Consider the following 21,497-nt stretch of genomic DNA (forward strand, 5'->3'; position numbering starts at 1 on the left):
GCGTTTCTTGCTCGCTCAGAAGGCGCATCATCCCCAGACGCTCAGGCTGAACCTGGACCCCGGCCTTCGCCAGGGAGAGCGGGTTCTCAGACCTTCGGCCGGATCACTTCGATCGGCGGGGGGGGCGGCGTCACCCGGTCGGGCGACGGCGAATAGGGGGCCGGGGGTCCGCCGCCGTGCGAGGCGCAGGCGCCGAGCGCCACGGCGCAAAGCGTCAGGATCAGGCTCGTCTTCAGCATCCGCTGGCTCGGCCGCCCGAGTTGAACACGCCAACGCCGGACTTGAAGCAGCGATTATCGCCGCGCGGGTCCCAGATCTCGACCCGGCCGTCAGCGCGGGTGAACGCCCAGCGATCGCCCTGGCCGTCCTTGCTGTGGACGCTGAGCTCGCCGGGACGCTCGGAATGGACGCCATACGACTGGTTCAGGATACCGTCCACGGCGCAGGACGAAACCAGGCCGGGCTTGGACAGGTCGCCCGTCAAGGCGGCCGAAGACCGGGTCTGGGCGTTATAGGCCGACACATCGGTGTCGCCCTTGCCGCCGCCGACGAAGATCTGGGTCCCCGTCGCGCGGTCATAGGTCATGATGTCCGGCGCCTGACCAACCAGCGGACCGCCGCACGGACCGCCGCGACCGCCAGGCGGTCCTCGACGGCCCGACTGGGCCTCGGCGACGGCGAGCGATGTCGTGGCCATCAGGAGCGCGACCAGACCGGTGACGAGCTTGCTCATTTCGGAGCTCCTTCAGCTTGGTGTGCGCCCGACAGGGGCCTGCCGGTCTGATACGAAACGCTTGGCGGCGCTTCGCCCGGGATGCTCGACGACCGGTCGGCGGAGACGCCGGCCATCGTCATGCCAGGGGCGGGCCAATAATCGTCGAAGTCGAGACGGGCCCGGTCGCGTCCAGTGCGGAACAGCTCGGGCGCCTCGAACCATGGACGGCAGGTCAGGGCGTCGTCGAAATAGCCGGTGACCAGGGCCTCGCAGCCGCCGGGGCGGGCGAAGACGCGGTTGTCCCGAGCCCGGATCTGGGCGCCCTTTTCGGCATACAGACCCGCCCGCATGACGCCGACGATCTTGTTGTTGGCCGCGTTCAGGGTTCCGGAGTCGACGTAGAGACCCACATCGACCGCCTCGAGCTGGCCGTCGAGGACGCGGACGTCGCTATCCTCGGTCAGCACGGCCCAGTCGCTATCGCGCACCACGGGGCGCAACAGGGTCGTCTCGTCGCCGCCCGCGATATAGATGCCGCGCGAGAAGCCATCGACATAGAGGCTGTCGATCTGCACCAGCTGCTCGCGGTTCATGCCGGAAAGCACAAAGCCGGCTGAGTTGCGGGTGCGGTCCGAGCCGCTCCAATCGCCCAAGCGGGTAATGCGGACGTCCTTCATGCGGCTGTCGCCAGAGGTTTCGAAATTGGCGCCCACGGCGGTGGCGGCGATCTCGACATTGGAAGCCATGATCTCGCCGGTGGCGCGGACGACCGGCTTGCGCGTGCGGCCGATGAAGACCGAGTCGGCAAGTTCGACGCGGCTGTCCTCGATCTGCAAGGCCGAACCGGCGCCGTCGTAGCGAACGGTCACGCCCTTCAGGGCCAGCTCTGTCGCACGACCGACGATGCACGAGGCCTCGCCAGCGCGCAGGCTTTCAAAGCCAACGCCGTCGAGAACCACATAGCCGACGCCTGGCGCGATGCGCACGCAAGGCTGGCCGCTGGGCGCCACCAGGATCGGCTTGCCCAGGCCCGGGGTATAGTTGCGAACCACGATGGTGATCGACTGCGTGATGTTCAGCGACTCCACGCAGGCGCCGCCCTGTCTCGAGGTCAGGGTGAGGATGTCGCCGTCGTAAAGCCGCGCCAAGGTGTCGTTGACCTGACCGGGATAGGCGTAGTCGCAATTGATCTCGCGCGGGACATAGCGACCGCGGCCGGGACCGTAGCCGCCGCCATTGCCGGCCACGCACTTGCCGCGCACACGGTAATAGCCACGCGCGCAGGGCCTGGGCTTATAGCGAACCTTGCAGCCATGCGACAGGTTCGGCTCCAGCAGAAGACCGAAACACGGACGGATCTGCTGGTCGATCTTCGCGTCCGGCGAAGCCAGGGCGACAGCGGGCGCAGCGGCGAGGCCGAGCGTCAGCACGGCCACCAGGGCCAGGAAGCGGCGCAGGCGGCTCATCGGTAGTCCCTCTCGATATAGGGTCGGCCACCGCGCTCGGCGGCGGGTCTGGGCGGACGCGAAACCTGGGCCAGCAGTTGCTGCAAGCGCCAGACAGAAGGCTTGAAGCCGGCCAGGGCGCCATCCAGCTGATAGACCACCGCCTTGGCGCGATCCTGGTCGGCCACGCCCTGAAGGCCCAGCGAGAAGAAGGTCGACATGGCGTATTTGGCTTCGGCAGAGCCCTGACGTTCCGCCTCTTCGTACCAGTGATAGGCGCGAGCATAGTCGCGCGGCACGCCCACGCCTTCGGAATACATTACCGCCAGCACCAGCTGAGCCTTGGACGAGCCATTGACCGCTGCGTACTGCACAACCCGCACCTTCTCGATGGCGCTCAGCCGGCCGGTGATCGGACGGCCGATCATCGCCTGGAAGGTCTGGGCGTCATTGGTCGAGAGTTGCTTCTCGTCGATGAGCGGGGCCGGGATCACGCGCAGATAGGCCAGAGCCTCGCCAATGTGGACGAAGGGCAGCTCGTGCAGCCGCGCCTGTGCGGCCTCCTTGGCCTCGCCCGACTGGTCGGCCTCGTCGGAATGGGGCACGCCCGATTCCGGGGATTCAGGCGGATAGAACTCGTAGGGCGGGATCCAGCGCTTGGCCTTGGTCTCGACGAAGCCGCCATAGGACGCGCGCTGCGGCGAGGAGCGCTCGAAGTCCTTGAGCATCACATAGGCAGAGACGTCGCCGGTCTGCACCGCCAGATAATTGTAGAGATAGGCGTCAACGTCGTTGCGGCGGAACAGGTCCAGCGCAGCGGGCGTGCCGGCGCGCTTGTGGCTGCCATGGGCCTCGACCGCCTGCAGATTGTCGGAGGGCTCGCCATAGGGCCCAAAGAAGCCGTCATGCATGCGGGCCAGCACGCGATAGCCGTCGGCGCCCTGACTGGAGAGCACATAGATCACGCGATTGCGGACCTTCTCACGCTCTTCGGTCGACATGCGCGACAGCAGGCGGTCCAGCGCGCCATAGGCGCTCTGGCGCTCGAAGGCGCGGCAGTCGTCGAAGCGCGACAGCGCCTTGCCGTCACCCTTGCCACGGCGCTCATAGGCCGCGATCGGCGCGTAGCCGCCGGAATTGGCCAGGGCCATGGCGTACCAGGTGGCCGCCTCGACCTGATCCTCGAGATTCTTGTCGACCGAGCGCTGGCCTTCATAGCGACGAGCCAATTCCAGCTGGGCGAAGAAGTCGCCGCGGAAGCCGCCCTGGCGAAGCGCCCGGATCTCTTGCTGTTGCTGGTTGAATTGCCCCGACACGCCCTGGGCAGCCTGGGGACGCGGGCAGGCGCTTGCGCGCTTCTGGAACCAGAGGTTGGGACCGACGTCGCAGCCGACCAGGGGAATCACCACGGCGGCGACCAGCGCCCCGATAGGGATACGCTTCAACAGCGCGCCCTGTCCGGAAACCGCCCCCAACAGGGTCTTTCGGAGCGCGGAATAGCGCGAAACAGCATCGCTGACTTCGTGCATCACTCCTCCTCCAGCACGCCGTTAACCATAACCATCGAGAACTCATGTGCCCGGGGTTGCATGCTGTCAAGGTGAAGCAACGGCGTTCGACCACCGGCGTGTTTCCGCGCCCAGGCAAGGACTCGCGCCTCAGGAGAATCCATCAGACCCAGGCTGGATTCGTCGCCGATCATGGTGGTGCGATTGCAAATGACACAACTGCGAAGCGAATCTTCGGTTGCCCTGAAACCGACGCGCCGCGCCCGGTTTTCGAGCGCGGCGAGCCGTGGTCCTGCCGAGGCCGACTATCGCCCGGTCGGCATGTCCCTGAAGGCGACGTCCTTGTCGACCCGCACATCGCCCGGCAGGCCCAGAACCCGCTCGGCGATGATGTTCTTGAGAATCTCGTCGGTGCCGCCGGCGATGCGCAGGCCCGGCGCCCACATCAGGCTCTGCTGGAACGCCGCCTCGGCTGGCGCCTGATCCGGATCGACCAGAATGCCGTACTGGTCCTCCATCTCGACAGCGGTGTTGGCCAGTTCCTGCATCTGGTTGGCCGCGATGATCTTGCCGATCGAGCTTTCCGGTCCCGGCGTCTGGCCGCGCGACAGGGCGGTCATGGTGCGGAAGCGGGTGAACTTCAGGCCCTCGGACTGCACGTACCAGTCGGCCAGCCTCTCGCGGAAGGCATTGTCCTTCAGCGCCGGACCGGTGGCGCCGGTCAGCTGGCGGGCCAGGCCCATGATCTCACGATAGTTGGGACCGGACGTGCCACCCACGGCCAGGCGCTCGTTCATCAGGGTGACCAGGGCCACCTTCCAGCCCTCGCCGACCTCGCCCAGGCGCTGGCTGTCCTTGACCCGCAGGTCGGTGAAATAGACCTCGTTGAACTCGCGACCGCCCGACATCTGATGGATGGGCCGGCACTCGACGGCGGCGTCGCGCATGTCGATCCAGAACATGGTCAGGCCCTTGTGCTTGGGCACGTCGGGATCGGTCCGGGTCAGCAGGATGCCGTAGTCGCAATAGTGGGCGCCGGTGGTCCAAACCTTCTGGCCGTTGATCACCCAGTCGTCCCCGTCGCGCACAGCGCGGGTCCGCAGTGCCGCCACGTCGGAGCCGCCGGCCGGTTCCGAGAACAGCTGGCACCAGATCTCCTCGCCCTTCACGGCGGGGCTGACGAAGCGTTGCTTGGTCTGCGTGTCGGAAAAGGCCATCACTGTGGGCACGCACATGCCGAGGCCTATGGTGAAGTAGCCGTAGGAGAGGCCCGCCTTGGTCTCTTCCTGGCCGAAGATCACCGACTGGATCGGCGTGCCGCCGCCGCCGCCGATGGCGGCCGGCCAGGTGATGCAGGCGTAACCGCCCGAGGCCTTGCGCGCCTGCCACGCCTTGGCGGCAACCATGTGCTCGTCAGTGTTGGGTTTCAGCTCGCCGAACTGGCCGCGATGAGCGGCGGCGTTTTCAGCCAGCCAGGCGCGGGCGGTCTCGCGATAGGCGGCTTCTTCGAGGGAATCGTTGAAGTCCATGATCGTCTCTCCCTTACGCCGCGTTCTTTTGTTCGAGCTGGCTGACCAGCCGTTCCTTCCAGACCCGCGGCGCACCGGCCACGAGGCTGAGCTGGCGCGAGCGCCGGTAATAGAGGTGGCAGTCGACGTCCCACGTGAAGCCCATGCCGCCATGCACCTGGATGCTCTCCTTGCTGGCGAACCAGTAGGCATCGGAAGCGGCGATGCGGGCGGCCGAGGCGGCGATGGGCAGTTCCGGCGCGTCGACGTTCAGGGCCCAGGCCCCGTAATAGGCATTGGAGCGGGCGACCTCGTTCTTGACGTACATGTCGGCCAGCTTGTGCTTGATCGCCTGATAGCCGGCGATGACGCGGCCGAAGGCGTAGCGGCCAAGCGCGTATCCCTTGGCCATCTCCAGGCATTTGTCGGAGCCGCCCAGCTGTTCGAAGGCCAGCAGCACGGCGGCGCGGTCCATGATCGCCTGGACGAGGTCAAGGCCGGCGCCCGCCTCACCCACCCGCTCGGCGGTGACGCCGTCGAAGGTCAGCCTGGCCACGCCGCGCGTGGGATCCAGGCTCTTGAGGGTTTCGCGGGCTACGCCCCTGGCCTTCAGGTCGACCAGGAACAGACCCGGCTTGCCGCCTTCGCTGGCCAGGACCAGCGCCATGTCGGCGACGTCGCCATCGGTGACCGGGATCTTCGCGCCCGTCAGCTTGCCGCCCTCGACACGGCAGGCGAGGTTCGAGGCATTGACCACCCCGGGACCTTCGGAGGTCGCCAGGCACCCGATCAGCTCACCGGCGGCGATGCGCGGCAGGACAGCGGCCTTCTGAGCCTCACTGCCGGCCAGCATTACGCCTTCGGCCATGAAATAGACCGTCGAGGCGAACGGGATCGGCGCGACGGCGCGGCCCAGTTCCTCGGCGATGGCGCACAGCTCGACCCGGCCAAGACCCAGACCGTTGAATTCCTCGGGGATGCAGGCGCCCAGCCAGCCCTGCTCGGCGACCGCCTGCCACAGGTCCTGATCGAACGAGCGCGTGGCGTCGTCCAGCACGCCGCGCACGACAGCAGGACCGCAGCGCCCGTCTAGGAACTTGCGCGCCTCGTCCTTCAAGAACTTCTGGTCGTCGGAAAAGTCGAAATCCACTGGACGCCTCCCTGGGCATGGCTCTCAACCGGCCCGCCTCGATATCCACCCTGAACGACCTTTGGCTCCAGGGAAAGATTGACCCGGCGTCAAGGATTTCAGGTTCTTATGCAAGCCGAACAGTTCGCGCCTGCGTTTGGGACTCATGGCCAAGACCGTCTATCAGCGTAACCAGAAGGTGTGGGTCGAGAGCGTCGGCGCCTGGGCGACGATCGAGCGCATAGTGCCGATCTGGGCCAAGGGCTTCGACGAGCCCGTGCGCGTCACCTACGACGTCGGTCTTGGCCGCGAATTCCACGCCCATGAGCTGAAGCCCGAAGACAAGGTCGACGCCGAGGGCGCCGGCATGGTCGCCAACTGGCGGGTCCTGCGGGCCCGCAACAAGTGGCAGCAGGAAAGCGACTGCCCTCATCACCCCTATCCGGGCACCTATCCGGTGGTGGTCACCGATCCCAATGACTGGGGCGGCTGGCGTACGCCCGGGGCCGAGTACGACCGCGATCCGCGCAAGATCGAGTATCAGGCCCGGCTGATCTCCAGCGCCCCGCGCCTGCACGCCATCGCCCGCCAGATTCTGGAACTGGTCGCCGACTATCCAGAGGACGCGCCGCCGGCCCTGACAGCGCTGGCCCAGCAGGCCTCAGCCATCGAGCGCTATCTGCATGAGGTTCCGGCGGCCCCCGAGACGGCGACCTCGGCTGGCCTGACCGAGTAGGTTTTCGGGCCGCCATGACGCGCTTTTTCTCGCCTCGGCCGACGCACGCTCCTACATAGGAGCCATGCGCACCGACACGCCCCAGGCCGTCCGCCTCCAGGACTATCGCCCCTTCCCGTTCGCCATCGAGACCACTGAGCTGGTCTTCGATCTGCAGCCCAGCGCCACGCGGGTGCGGGCGACGCTGACGATCAAACGCAGCGGCGCGGCCGGCGAGCCCCTGGTGCTGAACGGCGAGCGACTAAAGCTGATCTCGGCGGCTGTCGACGGCCGGGCCTTGAGCGCCTCGGACTACAAGCTCGACGCAGAATATCTGACCCTGGCCGATGTGCCCGACGCCTTCGTCCTGACCACCGAGGTCGAGATCGACCCGGCCGCCAACAAGGCGCTGATGGGCCTCTACATGTCCGGCGGCCGGTTCTGCACCCAGTGCGAGGCCGAGGGCTTCCGCACCATCACCTACTTCCCCGACCGGCCAGACGTGCTGAGCCGCTATACCGCGCGGATCGAGGCCGACACGGCCTTCCACCACCTGCTCAGCAACGGCAACCTGGTCGACAGCGGGCAGTTGGAAGCTGGCCGCCACTATGCGGTCTGGAACGACCCCTTCCCCAAGCCGGCCTATCTGTTCGCGTTGGTCGCCGGCGAGCTTGATGTTCTGGAGGACAGCTTCGTCACCATGAGCGGGCGGACCATCGACCTGAAGGTGTTCGTCGATCCCGGTCAGGCCCCGCGCGGCGAGTACGCCATGGATAGCCTGAAGCGCTCGATCAAGTGGGACGAGGAGGCCTTCGGCCGCGAATACGACCTTGATCTCTTCATGATCGTCGCCGTGCGCGACTTCAATTTCGGCGCGATGGAGAACAAGGGGCTGAACATCTTCAACAGCTCCTTGCTGCTAGCCGATCCCGAGACCGCCACCGACGCCGACTACGAACGCATCGAGGCCGTCGTGGCCCACGAATATTTCCACAACTGGACCGGCAATCGCATCACCTGCCGCGACTGGTTCCAGCTGTGCCTGAAGGAGGGTTTCACGGTCTTCCGCGACCAGAGTTTCAGCGCCGACCAGCGCGGCGCGGCCGTGCAGCGGATCAAGGACGTCAAGGCCCTGCGCGCCCGCCAGTTCGCCGAGGACGCCGGCCCGCTGGCCCACCCGGTGCGGCCGTCCAGCTATATGAAGATCGACAACTTCTACACCGCGACGATCTACGAGAAGGGCTCGGAGATCATCCGGATGCTCAAGACGCTGCTGGGCGCCGAGGCGTTCCGAAAGGGTAGCGATCTCTATTTCGAGCGCCACGACGGTCAGGCGACCACGGTCGAGGCCTTCATCGCCTGTTTCGCCGACGCCTCGGGCCGCGATCTGACCGACTTCTTCGGCTGGTACGAACAGGCCGGCACGCCATCGGTGTCGCTGGTCAGCGAGTACCACGAGGACTTCAAGGCGCTGGAAATCACCCTCACCCAGTTCACCGCGCCTACGCCGGGCCAGCCCACCAAGCGCCCCCTGCCGATCCCGGTGACCATCGGCCTGCTCGACGCAGATGGCGCGCCCATGCGGGATAGCGAGGTCGTGGTGCTAGACGGCGCGACCACCACGGTGCGCTGGGAAGGCGTCGCCTCCCAGCCGGTGATCTCGGCTTTGCGCGGCTTCTCCGCACCGGTGAAACTGACCACCGATGCACGACCGGTGGATCGCTACGTGCTGTTCGCCGCTGATCCTGACCTTTTCAACCGCTGGGAAGCCGGCCAGACCCTGGCCCGCGAACTGATCCTGGCCGGCGCGGGCGGCGCGCCCGACGAGGTCGGCGAGGAACGCTATGCCGACGCCTTGGGCCGCGCCCTGATCGACGACGCCTCCGAGCCCGCCTTCAAGGCCCTGCTGCTGGCCCTGCCCAGCGAGCCTGACCTGTCCCTAGCCATGGAGCCGGCGGATCCGGCGGCAATCCACGCCGCACGTGACGCCCTGCGCGCGCGCATCGCCGTGCATCTGGGCGACCTGCTGCGTCGCCTGCATGGCGATCTGCAGGTCGCCGGCGAGTTCTCGGCCAGCGCCCAGGCGGCCGGCAAGCGCGCCCTGCGCAGTGGCTGCGCCGACCTGCTGACAGCCGATCCGCATGCGGTGAACGTCGAGCGCATCGTCGGCCACTTCGAGGCGGCCGCAAACATGACCGACGCCATGGGCGCTCTGTCGGCGCTAGTGCAGATCGGCGGCGAAGCCCGCGACCAAGCCCTCGCCGCGTTCCACGCCAAGTGGAAGCCCGAGCCGCTGGTGCTGGACAAGTGGTTCGCGGTCCAGGCGCGCGATCCGTCGGAAGACGTCCTCGAACGCATCGTCGCCCTGACCCAGCACGCCGATTTCGACGCCACCAACCCCAATCGTTTCAGGGCTCTGGTCTCGACCTTCGCCAACTTCAACCCGTCGCGGTTCCACGATCCGAGTGGCGCGGGTTATCGGTTCCTGGCCGAGAAGATCCTGGCCGTGGACGCCTACAACCCCATGACGGCGGCGCGTCTGGTCGAGGCCCTGGGCGGCTGGCGGCGCTATTCCGAGGCGCTGGGCAGCCAGATGCGCGAAGCGCTCAAGGAGATCGCCGCTCATCCGGGCCTGTCCAAGAACGTGCTGGAACTGGCGACCAAGGCGCTGGACTGACGCCGACTGGTCCTCGTCCGGGTCTGTTCGACGGCGGATGGATTGCGACCAATAGGCTCATCCCCCGCCAAATCGGCCGTTCGTCCGTGACGGAAGCCTTTGGCGTGCGGTAGATTCACCATGTTGGCGAAGTGACTCGCCAGGGGAAGCGGGAGCCGTTTTGCGCGTTGGGGATGCGAGACCCGGGAGGCTTGCGGAAGCCGGACCTTCCGCGGCGGGTGTCGTGCGGTCGATCGCCGCGCGCTCGCCTTCGCAGGTCTATGTCCGCGTCGCCATCCTCGCCGCTCTGCTCCTGCTGGCCGTCTATACCGCCTTCGGGATCCAGCGCCTGCAGCGCGAGGCGGAGATGGCTCCGGGCGGCGCGCCGCTGGCCGCCGAGGCCAGCTTGGTCGCGAGCCGCATCGAAGCCAATCTGGCCGCCCAGCGCGCCGGTCTTTCGGCCGCCTCCGACATCCTCCAACGCGACCCGGCCGACACCATGGACGCCGCTGAGATCGCCCTGCGCGCCAGCGGCGGCGAGGCCATGGCCGTCGCCGTGGCCGGGCCAGCCGGCGTCCAGGCCGTCGCCGGCCGCGATGAGGGGGCCGACTGGAAGGCCGCCGCCCGCGCCGCCGCCGCCTCGGGCCGCTCGACCTGGATCGGCGCGGCCGGCGAAACCGGCCGCCTCTATGTCGCCGCCGTCGCCCCGGCCTCGACCGGACGCAATTTCATCATCTCCAGCGGCGATCCCAACCGCCTGCTGATCGACCCCGGCAAGGGCGGCGCCCGCGCCATCGCCCTGCCCGACGGTCGCCTCGTGGCTGCCCAGGGCCGCCCGGTCCAAGGCATGCAAACCTTCCGCGAAGCCTTCGCCCTGTCGATGGAGGACGTCGGGGGCCAGAGCGCCGCCCTGCGCGGCCAGGCCGCCAGTGGCGCCCTGCTGGACGTGGCGGTGCAGCCCCTGGCCGAGGGCGCCCTGCTGGCCGTGGCCGGCGCGCCATCGCGCAACGTCGCCAACATGGACCGACAGGTCATGGAAGGCGCCGTCAACCTGCTGGCCCCCCTGGGTGTCGGCATCGCCCTTGCCCTGATGCTGATGCTGCAGAGCCGCAAGGTCGAGGTCGCCCACCGCGAATTTGTCGATAGCGAGCAGCGTTTCCGTCTCGCCGTCGAAGCCGCCCGTTGCGGCATCTGGGAATGGGATCTGCGCGGCGACCAGGTGTTCCTGTCCGACGTCACCGGCGTGATGTTCGGCTGGGGCGGCGGCGGCATAGTCTCTGGCCAGGAGATGCTGGACCGCATTTCCATCGATCACCGCGAGCGCGTCCGGCAGGCCCTGGCAAACGCCGCCATGTACGGCGCCTTCGATGTTTCATTCCGCGTACCCGCCACCCAGCAGGGCGGTCGCTCGATCTGGATCGACGCCCGCGGCCAGGGGTTCGGCAAGCCCGGCCAGGACGGCTATGTCCGCATCATCGGCGTGGCTCTGGACGTCACCGAGGAGCGCCTGGCCCAGGCCCGCGCCCAGGCCGCCGAGAACCGTCTGCGCGACGCCATCGAAAGCGTCTCCGAAGCCTTCGTGCTGTGGGATCGCCAGGGCCGACTGCTGATGTGCAACCGCAACTATCGCAGCGTCTTCAATCTGGAGCCCAAGCTGCTGAAGCCCGGTGCGCCGCGCGCCGAGGTCAACCGCTTCGCGGCCCTGGCCATCAAGCAGGACCACCCGGCGCCCGACGGCGCCAAGGGTGTTCGCGAGGCCGAGATGATGGACGGTCGCTGGATCCAGATCAGCGAGCGCCGCACGGCCGAAGGCGGCCTGGTGATGACCGCCGCCGACATCACCGCCATCAAGAACCAGGAAGAAGCCCGCCGCCTCAACGAGGAGCAGCTCCAGAGCGCCGTCACGGGCCTTGAGCGCAGCCAGGAGCAACTGGCGGAACTCGCCCGCAAGTACGAGATGGAGAAGGTCAAGGCCGAGGGCGCCAACAAGGCCAAGAGCGAGTTCCTGGCCAATATGTCCCACGAGCTGCGCACCCCGCTGAACGCCATCAACGGCTTCTCCGAGATCATGATGAACGAGATGTTCGGCCAGCTCGGCGACCAGCGCTACAAGGGCTACAGCCAGGACATCCATAATTCCGGTCAGCACCTGCTGGCCCTGATCAACGACATCCTCGACATGTCGAAGATCGAGGCCGGCAAGATGAACCTGAAGTTCGAGCCGCTGAACCTGGAAGACGTCGCCGAGGACGCCGTGCGTCTGGTGCGCAACCGCGCCGAGGCTGCGGGCCTGAAGCTGCTCATCGACTTCCCGCAGCTGCCCGAGATCGAAGCCGACTATCGCGCGGTCAAACAGGTGCTGCTGAACCTGCTGTCCAACGCCATCAAGTTCACGCCCCGGGCCGGCAGCGTCACGATCCGCGCCGAGGTGCGTCGCGATCCGCTGGGCGAGCGCGTGCGGGTCTCGGTGCAGGACACCGGCATCGGCATCGCCAAGGAAGACCTGGCGCGTCTGGCCCGCCCGTTCGAGCAGGTCGAGAGCCAGCTTTCCAAGACCACCCAAGGCACGGGCCTTGGCCTGGCCCTGACCAAGTCGCTGATCGAGATGCACGACGGCTCGCTGGACATGACCAGCACGCCGGGCGAAGGCACCACGGTGTGCTTCTCCCTGCCGATCCGCCAGAGCGAGATCAATCCGGCCCGCGACTTCGCCGCCGCTTGATCGTGACGAAATGAAGGCAGAATTATTACTTTGCTTTCATAGACTTAATTCCGCGTCATGAAGCAGACGTAACGGGTAACGGCGTTACGTCAGGTCTACACCCTCGTCATCAAGCGCGCCTGGCGCAGATCGAGGGAGTTACGCACATGACCAAGTTCATCAACCGTCTGGCCGCTGTGGCCGCCCTGGCCCTGGCCGCCACGCCGATCGTCGGCCTGACCGCCGCTCATGCCGCCGAACCGGCCCGGATCCAGGTGGGCGACCTGAAGCTGGTCAACCCCGGCGACGCTGCCGAATTCGTCCGCCGCGCCCGCGTGGCCGCCGACGAGGTCTGCTCGGCCCGCACAACGACCGAGAAGCTTCGCGGTCTGTCGGTTCGCGCCTGCTACCAGGACTTCAACGCCGACGTCCGTTCGGAACTGAGCCGCGAGCAAATCGCCGACCTTCGCGCCGCGCGCCGCGCCAAGCCTGCGGCGTTCGCCACCCGCTCGCTCGGCCTGTTCTAACCTAACCGTCTAGAGCCCTTTCCGACCTGATGGCTTCATCAGGGTCGGGCGAAAAGGGCTCTAAATCAGAAGTTTAGAGCATTTTTCGATCCGATAACCGTTTCACACTTATCGGGAAATGCTCTAGCCGCCACGCATCCACGCGGCGACGGCCCAGGCGTGGGCGTCGTGGCGCAAGGCGACCACCGCGTCGCGCGGATCCAGCCAGACCAGCTCGTGGTCGTCCTCGACCTTGAGTCCGGCCTTCAGCTGGATCATGCGCGCCGTATGAACGCCGCCAAAGTTGCGCACGGGTTGGCCGTCGGACTTCAGGAACAGCTGCGAGACGGAGGCGATCAGGGTCCCGACCTTGACGACCAGACCGGTCTCCTCGCCAAACTCCCGGACCACGGCTTGCGGTTCGGTTTCGCCCGGATCGACGGCGCCGCCCGGCAGGTCGAAATAGGGCGACTTGCCAGGCTTGCTGACCCGCACCAGCGCGATCTCGCCAGCCGAATTCTCGACGATCCCGAAGGCCGCCGGGCGCTCCAGATAGTCTAACCCCGGCGCCGGTTGGCCGAACGCGAGCAAGTCGTCAGTCCTTGCCGTAGAGATCGAGCCACGGATCGGCCTTGCCGCTTTCGACGTCGGCGACGCTGATCTCCGGGCGATAGCCGATCTTGCCGCTGGCGCTCTCGCGCCAGGCGTCGGTCACCAGATCGCGCAGGGCGCCGGCGCCGGCCGCAAGACGGGTCTGGACGAAGGCCCTGGCGCGCGGATCGGTGTCGACCATGCCGCCCGACTTCTCCAGCGCATAAAGCGGCTCGGTCAGCTTCCAGGTGGTGGTCAGATAGCCGACGACGCGGGTCTCAATGGAGCAGGCGCAATCTGTGTAGGCCGGCATCAGCGCCTTCACCTGGGCCTCGTCGCCCAGGGCTTTCGCCAAGGGGCCTTCGAAGCTGGAATGGGTCGAACGGGCGTTGGTGTAACCGTTGGGATTGGGATAATCGCCCCAGCCGTTGTAGTGCACCGACAAGTGCAGCGGCTGGCTGGCGTCGCCGACATAGTGCGCCCAGACGCCAAGGTCGCGGAGCAGCAGATCCTCGCGGCGCTTCAGGTCGGCGGCGTACCAGGCCTTCTTGACCGGATCGGTCGCCAACTTCTCGGCCGCCACCAGGATGCGCCAGTAGGTGAAGTCCTTCACCAGCTGTTGGTAGCCGTCGATCATGGCGTAGGGCAGGTAACCGGCTTTCCAGCTGTCCATGCCAGCGGCGCGCAGGGCGGTCTCGTAGTCGGCGCGCGTGGGCGGCAGCGTTGCGACCGTAAACATCGGTCCGCCGAACATCCGTCCTTCGTCATCGACGTCCAGGAAGTGCGCCGCATCGCGGTCGTGGTCGTGGATCTTGCCCGAGCCCTTCGACCGGTCCAGCTCACGGGCATATTCGCCGATGGTGGCGACCGCCGTCGGCGTGCGCACGAAGGCCGGCACATCCGATGGCAGGCCCTGAACGCCCAGCACGCCGATCAGACGGTGGCCCGACGAGCCCCACGCCAAGGCGGAATTGGCCGGGGCGGCGAGGGTCGCCGCAATGGCGAGAACCTTGAGGCTGGACGACAGGCGCGACATGGAAGCTCCGCGAAACATTTAAAGACCCAGGGCGACCTCGACCCGGCCCACCCACGCCTTGACGGCCGGATATAGCGACAGGTCGAAACCGCCCTCATGGGCGACCCGGGTGTAGGCCACCAGCGCGATATCCGCCAGAGTGAGGCGCTCGCCTACCAGATAGGGAGTGTGTGTCAGCTGTGTTTCCAGGCGGATCAGCGCGCCATGGCCGCGTTCCACCAGCTTAGGGTCCAGCTCGCTCACGGGCTTTCCCAGATAGGCCACCTGGAAGCGGGCCACGGCGACATAGGGCTCGTGGCTGTATTGTTCCCAGAACAGCCACTCATACATCTTGGCGCGCTCGAAGGGAGCGCTGGGGATCAGCGTCGAGCCCTCGGCCAGATGCAGCATGATGGCGTTGGACTGGGCCAGGGCTCCGCCGTCGTCGAGGATCACTGCCGGCACCTGGCCGGCCGGGTTCATCGCCAGGAAATCGGCCGTCCGCGACTCCGATTTCATGATGTCGACTTCGATCCAGTTGAACGGCAGGTGGAGGCACTCGGCCGTCCACTTCACCTTCAGGCAGTTCCCCGATTTCGTGTCACCGTAGATGCGCAAGGTCACTGTTCGCCTCCAAAGGGTTGTCACGCGGCCGTGATCGGACTATCCAGAGCCCGCCCGACAGATACGCCGATAAGAGGATTCCCTCGATGCGTCGCACGCTCGCCGGAATTATGGCCTTCATGGCCATTTCCACCGCCCTCCCCGCCTTCGCCTTGGACTCCGAGTCCGCCTCGCGTTCCGATCCGCTGGGCGACCTCATCGCCGGCGCGCTGACCGGCACGATCCCCGGCACGCTCGAATACAAGATGAAGGCGACGCTGTACCACGCCGGAGCCAAGGGCATCCGCGCCCTGGACTCGCTGGGCTGCAAGGTCGTGGCCATGCGCACCGTGGCGGTCGACAAGACCGTGATCCCGCGCCGCACCGTGCTCTTCATCAAGGAAACCGTCGGCCTGCCGATGCCCGACGGTCGCAAGCACGATGGCTACTGGTACGCCTCCGACGTCGGCGGCGCGATCAAGGGCCTGAAGCTCGACCTGTTCAGCGGCTCAGGCCGCTCGTCGATGGCTCCGCTGATGCCCCTGAACCTGACACATCTGTCGGTCAGCAAGGTCGGCGAATTCAAGGGCTGCCCGCCCGAATAGAGCGCCGGATCGCGTCCGCCGCTTGCGGTCGCAACCTCCACCTTCGCCACCCGTTAGCGTGCCTCACAAGAGGATACGCCGCATGATACTTCCCAAGGGCGCCACAGTCGCCGTCGTCGACGGCGAAAAGCTGGTGATGTTCAAGAACACCGGAGAGCACGAGCCGCAATTGTCGGCGCTGCCGCCCCCCGCCATCGATGCCAAGGGCGCAGGCTCGACCGGTCACCAGTCAAGCGCCGCCAACCCCGACAACAGCACTCAGGCCGAAGACGGCTACGCCGCCGGCGTGGCCGAGATGCTAAACGCCCAGGCCCTATCCGGCGCCTTCGATCACCTGCTGGTCATCGCCGCGCCCAAGACCCTCGGCGAGCTGCGCAAGCATTGGGGCAAGCCGCTCCAGGCCAAGCTGGTCGGCGAAATCGCCAAGGATCTGACGGGCCAGACCGCTGATCAGATCGTCACGGCGATCGACAAGGCCTGACGGCGATGGCGGGGGCTGAGAAGCTCCCGCCGTCGCTAACCCCTAGAGCCCTTTCCGACCTGATGGCTTCATCAGGATCGGGCGAAAATGGCTCTAAATCAGAGGTTTAGAGCATTTTTCGATCCGATAACCGTTTCACACTTATCGGAAAATGCTCTAAGCCGCCTGTATCTGCTGCTTGACCCGTTCGGCTAGAGTCTTGATGTCGATCGGCTTAGGCAGGAATGTTACGCCCGTCTCGCCTTCCAGCAGGTCGCTGAACTCGGCCTCGGCATAGCCGCTGATGAACATCACCGGCGCATTGCCCAGATAGCCGCGCGCCTTCTTCAGCAAGGTCGGACCATCGATGCCCGGCATGATCACGTCGCTGATCAGCAGGTCGATGGTGCCGGCATTCGCCTCGGCGATCAGCAGAGCTTCCTCGCCGTCGCAGGCCTCCAGAACCTCGTAGCCACGGGCGCGGAGCAGGCGAGCGGCGACGCCGCGCACCGCGTCCTCATCCTCGACGAACAGGATGCGGCCGGCGCCCGAGAGATCGCGGGGCGGACGGGCCTTGGGCGGCGCGGCGGCGACGGCGGCGGCCTCGGCGATGGCGGCTGCTGTCGGTACGTGCACCGGCAGGAAGATGCGGAACGCCGCGCCTTCACCTGGACGGCTGTGGACATGGATCCAGCCGTCGCTCTGCTTGACGATGCCATAGACGGTGGCCAGACCCAGGCCCGTGCCCTCGCCCACCGGCTTGGTGGTGAAGAACGGGTCGAAGATCTTGCCCATGACGTCGGGCGGAATGCCGGGACCGTCGTCGCTGACCTCGATGAAGGCGGTGTCGCCGTCGGCGCCCGGGAAGCCAAGCGAAACAGCCTCTTCCTGTGTCAGCCGCGCCGTGCGGATGCGAACAATGCCGCCGCCCTTGGCGGCGCGCACCGCGTCGCGGGCGTTGACGGCAAGGTTCATGACCGCTGTTTCCAGCTGGCTCTTGTCGGCCCGCACCTGCGGCAGGTCGCGGCCATAGTCGGTGATCAGCTTGACGTCTTCGCGCAGCAGACGGCGCAGCAGGACCTCGAATTCCGAGATCAGCTCGCCCAGGTCCAGCACTTCGCGCTGCACCGTCTGCTTGCGCGAGAAGGCCAGCAGCTTGCGCACCAGGTCGGCGGCGCGCACGCCCGTCTGGCGGATCTCGTTGAGGCCTTCATAGGAGGGGTCGCCCACCGGGTGACGGTGTAGCAGTTCGTCCAGACGCAACTGGATGGCGGTCAGCAGATTATTGAAGTCGTGGGCCACGCCGCCGGCCAGCTGGCCGATGGCCTGCATCTTCTGGGCCTGGGCCAGTTGCAGCTCGATCTGCTTCTGCTCCGAGACATCGATCATATAGGCGACCAGACGCCCCTCGGCCTTGTAGAGATAGAGGTGGGCGATGCGGGTCGGGTCGCGCGACAGGCGCACCTCGAAGGGTCCGGCCTTGCCGCCCGCCAGGCGGGTCTCGGCCTCGGTGCGGGTAACGGGCTCGATCAGGTCGCCAAACAGCACGCCGGCCTTGGCGTTTGGACCGGCCATGGCGGCGAGGGCCGGATTGGCCTCGAGAATACGCGAATTGAAGGGGTCCAGCCCTTCCAGCAGGGCCGCGCCGAACGGCGAGGCGCCGGAGAAGGCGTCCAGCGAACCCGGCGGTGGCGCGATGGCCTCGACCACGGGCGCCGGCAGGGCATCGGCAGCAATGGTCTGGACCACGGCGGGCGGAGGCAAGCGGACCAGAAGGCGTCCGCCAGCCAAGCGCGACACAGCGGCCACGCGGTCGGCGCCGTCGACACGCAGCGCGCCTTCGGCCATCTCGCCCTTGCGGGCGCGGACCAGGGCCGCGAACAGGCCGGAACCCGCCACGCCCTTGGGCAGGCGCTTGGCGTCGCCAATGACCAGGCGCCAGGCGGCATTGGCCGCCAGCAGGCGGCCGTCGGCAGCGACCAGGGCGGTCGGTTCGTTCAGGGCGTCGATGAAGCCTTCGGCGGCGTCCAGGTCGCTCTCATGATGGGCCGAGGCGCGGATGGCCACGAGGCCAAGGATCGCGACGCCGGCGACGCCGCCCAGCAGCAGCAGGCCCGCCAGGGTGGCCGGTCCGGCGCGGAGGGCCGGGACGGCGGCCAGACCTGCGGCGGCCACGAAGAAGATCGCCGCGCCCCAGATATAGGGGTCGAAGCGGCGGCGCGAGACACCGGTCTCGGCGATGTCCTGGACGGGCATTTCGGCCATGGACGACGGCAATCCTTGTTCAATGCTCGGTCGCGACTCACTTCGAGCCGATCCGAGGATACTCTTTATGGAACGCAAGGTCAGAGGGCGTTTGAAATACGCTTTAAAAACGGCCGATTAGAGAGGACGCGCCGACGCCTTGGGCTTCTTGCCGTTCATGATGAAGCCGATGACCTTGGCCACGGCCTCGAAATGATCGGCTGGGATTTCCTCATCGACCTCGACGGTAGCATAGAGCGCGCGCGCCAGGGGCGCATCTTCCAGCACGGGCACGCCGTGTTCTTCGGCGACGGCGCGGATCTTCAGGGCCAGGTCGTCCATGCCCTTGGCCACGCACATCGGCGCCGGCGTCTCGCCCGGCTCGTATTTCAGCGCGACGGCGTAGTGGGTCGGGTTCATGACCACGACGGTGGCCTTTGGCACGGCTTGCATCATCCGCTGGCGCGAGCGCTGCATCTGGATCTGGCGGCGCTTGGCCTTGATGTGGGGGTCGCCGTCCGACTGCTTGTACTCGTCCTTGACCTCCTGAAGGGTCATCCGCATCCGCTTCATGAACCGCTGGCGCTGCCAGAACCAGTCGAAGCCGGCGGTGACGCTGAGCAGGATCAGGACGGCAAAGAACAGCTTGGTCGCCAGCTTCATGGCCGCCGGGATCATGGCCGACGGCGCCATGCCGACCATGTTGATCACTTCGCTGGCGTGCGGCTTGAGCACGTAATAGGCGATGATGCCGATGAGGATAAACTTTAGCGCCGACTTGGCGAACTGCACCAGGCCATCGATGCCGAACAGCCGGCCCATGCCCTTGATCAGGTCCAGTTTCTTGAGGTCGGGCTTGATCTTCTCCGGCGTCATCATGAAGCCGGTCTGGCCGACGTGGGCGACGATGCCGAAGATGGCCGTGACAATCATCACCAGGACCAGCGGCGGCATGGCCGCCATGATCGCCTGCCGGGCGATGACCACCGCGCCGCCACTGCTCAGATCCATCCGGCCGGCATGGGCCAGGAACGGCACCAGGGCCGCCGAAAGGTCCCGGGTCAGCCAGCCCCCGGCCATCAGGATCACGCAAACCGCGCCGAGCAGGGAGGCCAGCTGAGGAACGTCTTGACTCTTGGCGACGTCGCCCTTGGCCTTGGCGTCCGACAGCTTCTTGGCTGAGGGTTCTTCTGTTTTCGAGTCGTTGTCTGTGTCTTCCGCCACGGCCCGCCCCTAGTTGAAGATCATCAGGAGGTCGCGGTAGCGGTCGGTCCAGACCATGGCGATGCCGCCAAGGCTCAGGGCCAGCAGGGACAGGCCCAGGATCACGCTGAGCGGAGACGCCACGAAGAAGATCTGGAACGATGGCATGACCCGTCCCACCAGGCCGACGGCCAGGTTGAAGACCAGCGAGAACACAATCACCGGGGCGGCCAGCTGGATGCCCAGGGAAAAGCTGTCGGCCACGGTGCGCACCGCCAGGGTCGCAGCGTCGTGTACGGGCACGGCGCGGCTGAACGGGAAGATGTCGTACGACTTGACGATCGCCCCGATGAACAGGTGGTGCAGGTCGGTGGCCATGATCAGGGTCAAGCCCAGCATCGACAGGAAGGTCGCCACCGCCGTGCTGGACTGGCCCATCGATGGGTTGGTGGTCTGGGCGAACGACAGGGTCGTCTGCATCGAAATCACCTCGCCGGCCGTCGACATGGCGGTAAAGAACAGCTTCAGCACCGAGCCGATCATCAGGCCGATCAAGATCTCGTGGATCACCTGGCCCCACAGGCCACCGACCGAGGTCGGCACGCCGGGGACAGTGTTCTGCACCAAGGGGGTCAGCAACAGGGACATCAGCAGGGCAAAGCCCAGGCGAACGCGCGCCGGCACCGAGGCGTCGCCGATGCCGGGCATAAGCATGACCATGGCGCCGACCCGCGCGAAAACGAGGCCGGCGACATAGACCTGGGCGGCTGTCGCGTAGGAGTCCAAGCGGTCCTCGCCTCCCCTACATGCCAGCGATGCGGGCGGCGATCTGGCGCATGAAGCCCGCCATCAGCGCGCCCATCAGCGGCAGGAAGATCAGCAGGGACACGAAGATCGCCACGATCTTGGGGGCATAGACCAGGGTGGCTTCCTGGATCTGGGTCAGGGCCTGGAACAGGCCGATGGCGACGCCGACCACCAGGCCGACGATCAACACAGGCGCGCAGAGCTGAAGGGTCAGCCAGATCGCGTCGCGACCGACATCAAGAACTTCGGCGCCGGTCATCAGAATCCCCGTCAAAGCCGGCCCGAACAGGGCTCAGAATCTAGGGTTCAAGATGCCGAGATATGGTTAACAGGGCATTAGGAGTTGGTGCCGGAAGGGTCGATCATCGTCTCTGCGGCGCTCTGCCTCAGCGGTGTTTTCCAAAAATCCAGGAAAGAAGTTCCTGGCCGCACGGGAGCTAGATGTTTGGTCCCGGACTTTGATGGTGCACTATTTTCCGATGGTTGGAAGGATGCGTTATGGGGCAGGTACACCACGGGAGCGCCACAACGACAGCGGCGGTCCGTCGAGCGATACAGCATAGTCAAGAGAGCCTGAGGGGCCTGGCGAAGCGTCATGGGATCAACCCCAAGACCGTCGCCAAGTGGAAGGGACGGGCCTCGGTCGAAGATCTGCGAACCGGACCGAAGGATCCCAGGTCGACGGTCCTGACGGTCGAAGAGGAGGCGATCATCGTCGCCTTCCGGCGGCACACGCTGCTGCCGCTGGACGACTGCTTGTATGCCCTGCAGCCGACCATCCCGCATCTGACGCGCTCGTCACTGCATCGCTGCCTGCAGCGTCACGACATCTCCCGTCTGCCGCAGGTCGAGGGTGACAAGCCCAACTGGCGCAAGTTCAAGACCTATCCGATCGGCTACTTTCACATCGACATCGCCGAGGTCCGCACCGAGCAAGGCAAGCTCTATCTGTTCGTCGGGATCGACAGGACCTCGAAGTTCGCCTTCGTCGAGCTCCACGAGAAGGCCACCAGACACATAGCCGGGGACTTCCTGCGCCACCTGATCGCGGCCGTGCCCTACAAGATCCACACCGTGTTGACCGAC

19 protein-coding genes and 1 pseudogene are annotated in these 21,497 nt (G+C 66.5%); 7 read left to right on the forward strand and 13 right to left on the reverse strand.

Annotated features, from left to right (window positions below; genetic code table 11):
• Nucleotides 1-86 precede the first annotated feature (86 nt).
• The 6 genes from ACP69S_RS01765 to ACP69S_RS01790 form a co-directional block, all read right to left on the reverse strand.
• Nucleotides 87-239 (reverse strand): hypothetical protein, encoded by a 153-nt coding sequence (locus ACP69S_RS01765; protein WP_425994249.1) that lies wholly within the window; start codon nt 237-239, stop codon nt 87-89.
• The gene (locus tag ACP69S_RS01770) at nt 233-733 is read right to left on the reverse strand and encodes a hypothetical protein (protein ID WP_425994251.1); all 501 of its coding nucleotides are present in this window, start codon (nt 731-733) and stop codon (nt 233-235) included. The genes ACP69S_RS01765 and ACP69S_RS01770 overlap by 7 nt, the downstream gene beginning before the upstream one ends.
• Nucleotides 730-2,181 (reverse strand): hypothetical protein, encoded by a 1,452-nt coding sequence (locus tag ACP69S_RS01775; protein WP_425994253.1) that lies wholly within the window; start codon nt 2,179-2,181, stop codon nt 730-732. Before ACP69S_RS01775 ends, ACP69S_RS01770 begins: the two co-directional genes overlap by 4 nt.
• Nucleotides 2,178-3,689 (reverse strand): tetratricopeptide repeat protein, encoded by a 1,512-nt coding sequence (locus ACP69S_RS01780; protein WP_425994254.1) that lies wholly within the window; start codon nt 3,687-3,689, stop codon nt 2,178-2,180. Before ACP69S_RS01780 ends, ACP69S_RS01775 begins: the two co-directional genes overlap by 4 nt.
• A 284-nt stretch (nt 3,690-3,973) precedes the next feature.
• Nucleotides 3,974-5,197: an acyl-CoA dehydrogenase family protein gene (locus ACP69S_RS01785; RefSeq protein WP_425994256.1), complete on the reverse strand. Its 1,224-nt coding sequence runs from the start codon at nt 5,195-5,197 to the stop codon at nt 3,974-3,976.
• Nucleotides 5,198-5,210: 13 nt separating this feature from the next.
• Nucleotides 5,211-6,326: an acyl-CoA dehydrogenase family protein gene (locus ACP69S_RS01790; RefSeq protein WP_425994258.1), complete on the reverse strand. Its 1,116-nt coding sequence runs from the start codon at nt 6,324-6,326 to the stop codon at nt 5,211-5,213.
• Nucleotides 6,327-6,471: 145 nt separating this feature from the next.
• Between ACP69S_RS01790 and ACP69S_RS01795 the strand changes: the two genes are divergently transcribed.
• From ACP69S_RS01795 to ACP69S_RS01810, 4 genes are all read left to right on the forward strand, one after another.
• A complete protein-coding gene (locus tag ACP69S_RS01795; protein ID WP_425994260.1) occupies nt 6,472-7,041 on the forward strand; it encodes a hypothetical protein in 570 nt (189 codons plus the stop codon).
• Between the two features lie 64 nt (nt 7,042-7,105).
• Complete coding sequence (gene pepN, locus ACP69S_RS01800; RefSeq protein ID WP_425994262.1) at nt 7,106-9,697, forward strand: aminopeptidase N; 2,592 nt, start codon at nt 7,106-7,108, stop codon at nt 9,695-9,697.
• 160 nt (nt 9,698-9,857) lie between these two features.
• Nucleotides 9,858-12,398 carry an ATP-binding protein gene (locus ACP69S_RS01805; RefSeq protein ID WP_425994264.1) on the forward strand — a complete coding sequence of 847 codons (2,541 nt, stop codon included), beginning with the start codon at nt 9,858-9,860 and terminating at the stop codon, nt 12,396-12,398.
• A gap of 146 nt (nt 12,399-12,544) precedes the next feature.
• The gene (locus ACP69S_RS01810; RefSeq protein WP_425994266.1) at nt 12,545-12,904 is read left to right on the forward strand and encodes a UrcA family protein; all 360 of its coding nucleotides are present in this window, start codon (nt 12,545-12,547) and stop codon (nt 12,902-12,904) included.
• A gap of 123 nt (nt 12,905-13,027) precedes the next feature.
• Here the strand turns inward: ACP69S_RS01810 and ACP69S_RS01815 are convergent, their stop codons facing one another.
• From ACP69S_RS01815 to ACP69S_RS01825, 3 genes are read right to left on the reverse strand one after another with little or no spacing between them, the layout of a single operon-like run.
• Nucleotides 13,028-13,474 carry an NUDIX domain-containing protein gene (locus tag ACP69S_RS01815; RefSeq protein WP_425994268.1) on the reverse strand — a complete coding sequence of 149 codons (447 nt, stop codon included), beginning with the start codon at nt 13,472-13,474 and terminating at the stop codon, nt 13,028-13,030.
• Nucleotides 13,475-13,478: 4 nt separating this feature from the next.
• Nucleotides 13,479-14,510, reverse strand: coding sequence for a S1/P1 Nuclease (locus ACP69S_RS01820; protein WP_425994270.1), 1,032 nt, complete (start codon nt 14,508-14,510; stop codon nt 13,479-13,481).
• A gap of 18 nt (nt 14,511-14,528) precedes the next feature.
• A complete protein-coding gene (locus ACP69S_RS01825) occupies nt 14,529-15,113 on the reverse strand; it encodes a glutathione S-transferase family protein (RefSeq protein WP_425994272.1) in 585 nt (194 codons plus the stop codon).
• A gap of 86 nt (nt 15,114-15,199) precedes the next feature.
• Between ACP69S_RS01825 and ACP69S_RS01830 the strand changes: the two genes are divergently transcribed.
• Both ACP69S_RS01830 and ACP69S_RS01835 read left to right on the forward strand, forming a co-directional pair.
• Nucleotides 15,200-15,697 (forward strand): 3D domain-containing protein, encoded by a 498-nt coding sequence (locus ACP69S_RS01830; protein ID WP_425994273.1) that lies wholly within the window; start codon nt 15,200-15,202, stop codon nt 15,695-15,697.
• 82 nt (nt 15,698-15,779) lie between these two features.
• Complete coding sequence (locus ACP69S_RS01835; protein WP_425994275.1) at nt 15,780-16,178, forward strand: host attachment family protein; 399 nt, start codon at nt 15,780-15,782, stop codon at nt 16,176-16,178.
• 156 nt (nt 16,179-16,334) lie between these two features.
• On the opposite strand, the gene cckA is transcribed toward ACP69S_RS01835, so the two are convergent.
• The 4 genes from cckA to fliQ form a co-directional block, all read right to left on the reverse strand.
• Nucleotides 16,335-18,422, reverse strand: coding sequence for a cell cycle histidine kinase CckA (gene cckA / locus ACP69S_RS01840; protein ID WP_425994278.1), 2,088 nt, complete (start codon nt 18,420-18,422; stop codon nt 16,335-16,337).
• A gap of 117 nt (nt 18,423-18,539) precedes the next feature.
• Nucleotides 18,540-19,625, reverse strand: coding sequence for a flagellar biosynthesis protein FlhB (gene flhB, locus ACP69S_RS01845; protein ID WP_425994280.1), 1,086 nt, complete (start codon nt 19,623-19,625; stop codon nt 18,540-18,542).
• A 9-nt stretch (nt 19,626-19,634) separates the two neighbouring features.
• The gene (gene fliR, locus ACP69S_RS01850) at nt 19,635-20,390 is read right to left on the reverse strand and encodes a flagellar biosynthetic protein FliR (RefSeq protein ID WP_425994281.1); all 756 of its coding nucleotides are present in this window, start codon (nt 20,388-20,390) and stop codon (nt 19,635-19,637) included.
• 16 nt (nt 20,391-20,406) lie between these two features.
• A complete protein-coding gene (gene fliQ / locus ACP69S_RS01855) occupies nt 20,407-20,673 on the reverse strand; it encodes a flagellar biosynthesis protein FliQ (RefSeq protein WP_419255820.1) in 267 nt (88 codons plus the stop codon).
• Nucleotides 20,674-20,909: 236 nt separating this feature from the next.
• Here fliQ and ACP69S_RS01860 point away from each other — a divergent pair.
• Nucleotides 20,910-21,497 (forward strand): annotated as a pseudogene (locus tag ACP69S_RS01860) (IS481 family transposase); the annotation flags it as partial.

The sequence above is a fragment of the Caulobacter sp. DWR1-3-2b1 genome (assembly GCF_049895765.1).
In the GTDB taxonomy this organism is placed as follows: domain Bacteria; phylum Pseudomonadota; class Alphaproteobacteria; order Caulobacterales; family Caulobacteraceae; genus Caulobacter.

What these genes read in the sequence shown, in the direction of transcription:
- ACP69S_RS01780 (WP_425994254.1), bottom strand. Translation starts at nt 3,689, where the DNA reads ATGCACGAAGTCAGCGATGCTGTTTCGCGCTATTCCGCGCTCCGAAAG.
- ACP69S_RS01830 (WP_425994273.1), top strand. Translation starts at nt 15,200, where the DNA reads ATGCGTCGCACGCTCGCCGGAATTATGGCCTTCATGGCCATTTCCACC.
- ACP69S_RS01795 (WP_425994260.1), top strand. Translation starts at nt 6,472, where the DNA reads ATGGCCAAGACCGTCTATCAGCGTAACCAGAAGGTGTGGGTCGAGAGC.
- ACP69S_RS01765 (WP_425994249.1), bottom strand. Translation starts at nt 239, where the DNA reads ATGCTGAAGACGAGCCTGATCCTGACGCTTTGCGCCGTGGCGCTCGGC.
- ACP69S_RS01770 (WP_425994251.1), bottom strand. Translation starts at nt 733, where the DNA reads ATGAGCAAGCTCGTCACCGGTCTGGTCGCGCTCCTGATGGCCACGACA.
- cckA (WP_425994278.1), bottom strand. Translation starts at nt 18,422, where the DNA reads ATGGCCGAAATGCCCGTCCAGGACATCGCCGAGACCGGTGTCTCGCGC.
- ACP69S_RS01785 (WP_425994256.1), bottom strand. Translation starts at nt 5,197, where the DNA reads ATGGACTTCAACGATTCCCTCGAAGAAGCCGCCTATCGCGAGACCGCC.
- ACP69S_RS01835 (WP_425994275.1), top strand. Translation starts at nt 15,780, where the DNA reads ATGATACTTCCCAAGGGCGCCACAGTCGCCGTCGTCGACGGCGAAAAG.
- ACP69S_RS01775 (WP_425994253.1), bottom strand. Translation starts at nt 2,181, where the DNA reads ATGAGCCGCCTGCGCCGCTTCCTGGCCCTGGTGGCCGTGCTGACGCTC.
- pepN (WP_425994262.1), top strand. Translation starts at nt 7,106, where the DNA reads ATGCGCACCGACACGCCCCAGGCCGTCCGCCTCCAGGACTATCGCCCC.
- ACP69S_RS01810 (WP_425994266.1), top strand. Translation starts at nt 12,545, where the DNA reads ATGACCAAGTTCATCAACCGTCTGGCCGCTGTGGCCGCCCTGGCCCTG.
- ACP69S_RS01820 (WP_425994270.1), bottom strand. Translation starts at nt 14,510, where the DNA reads ATGTCGCGCCTGTCGTCCAGCCTCAAGGTTCTCGCCATTGCGGCGACC.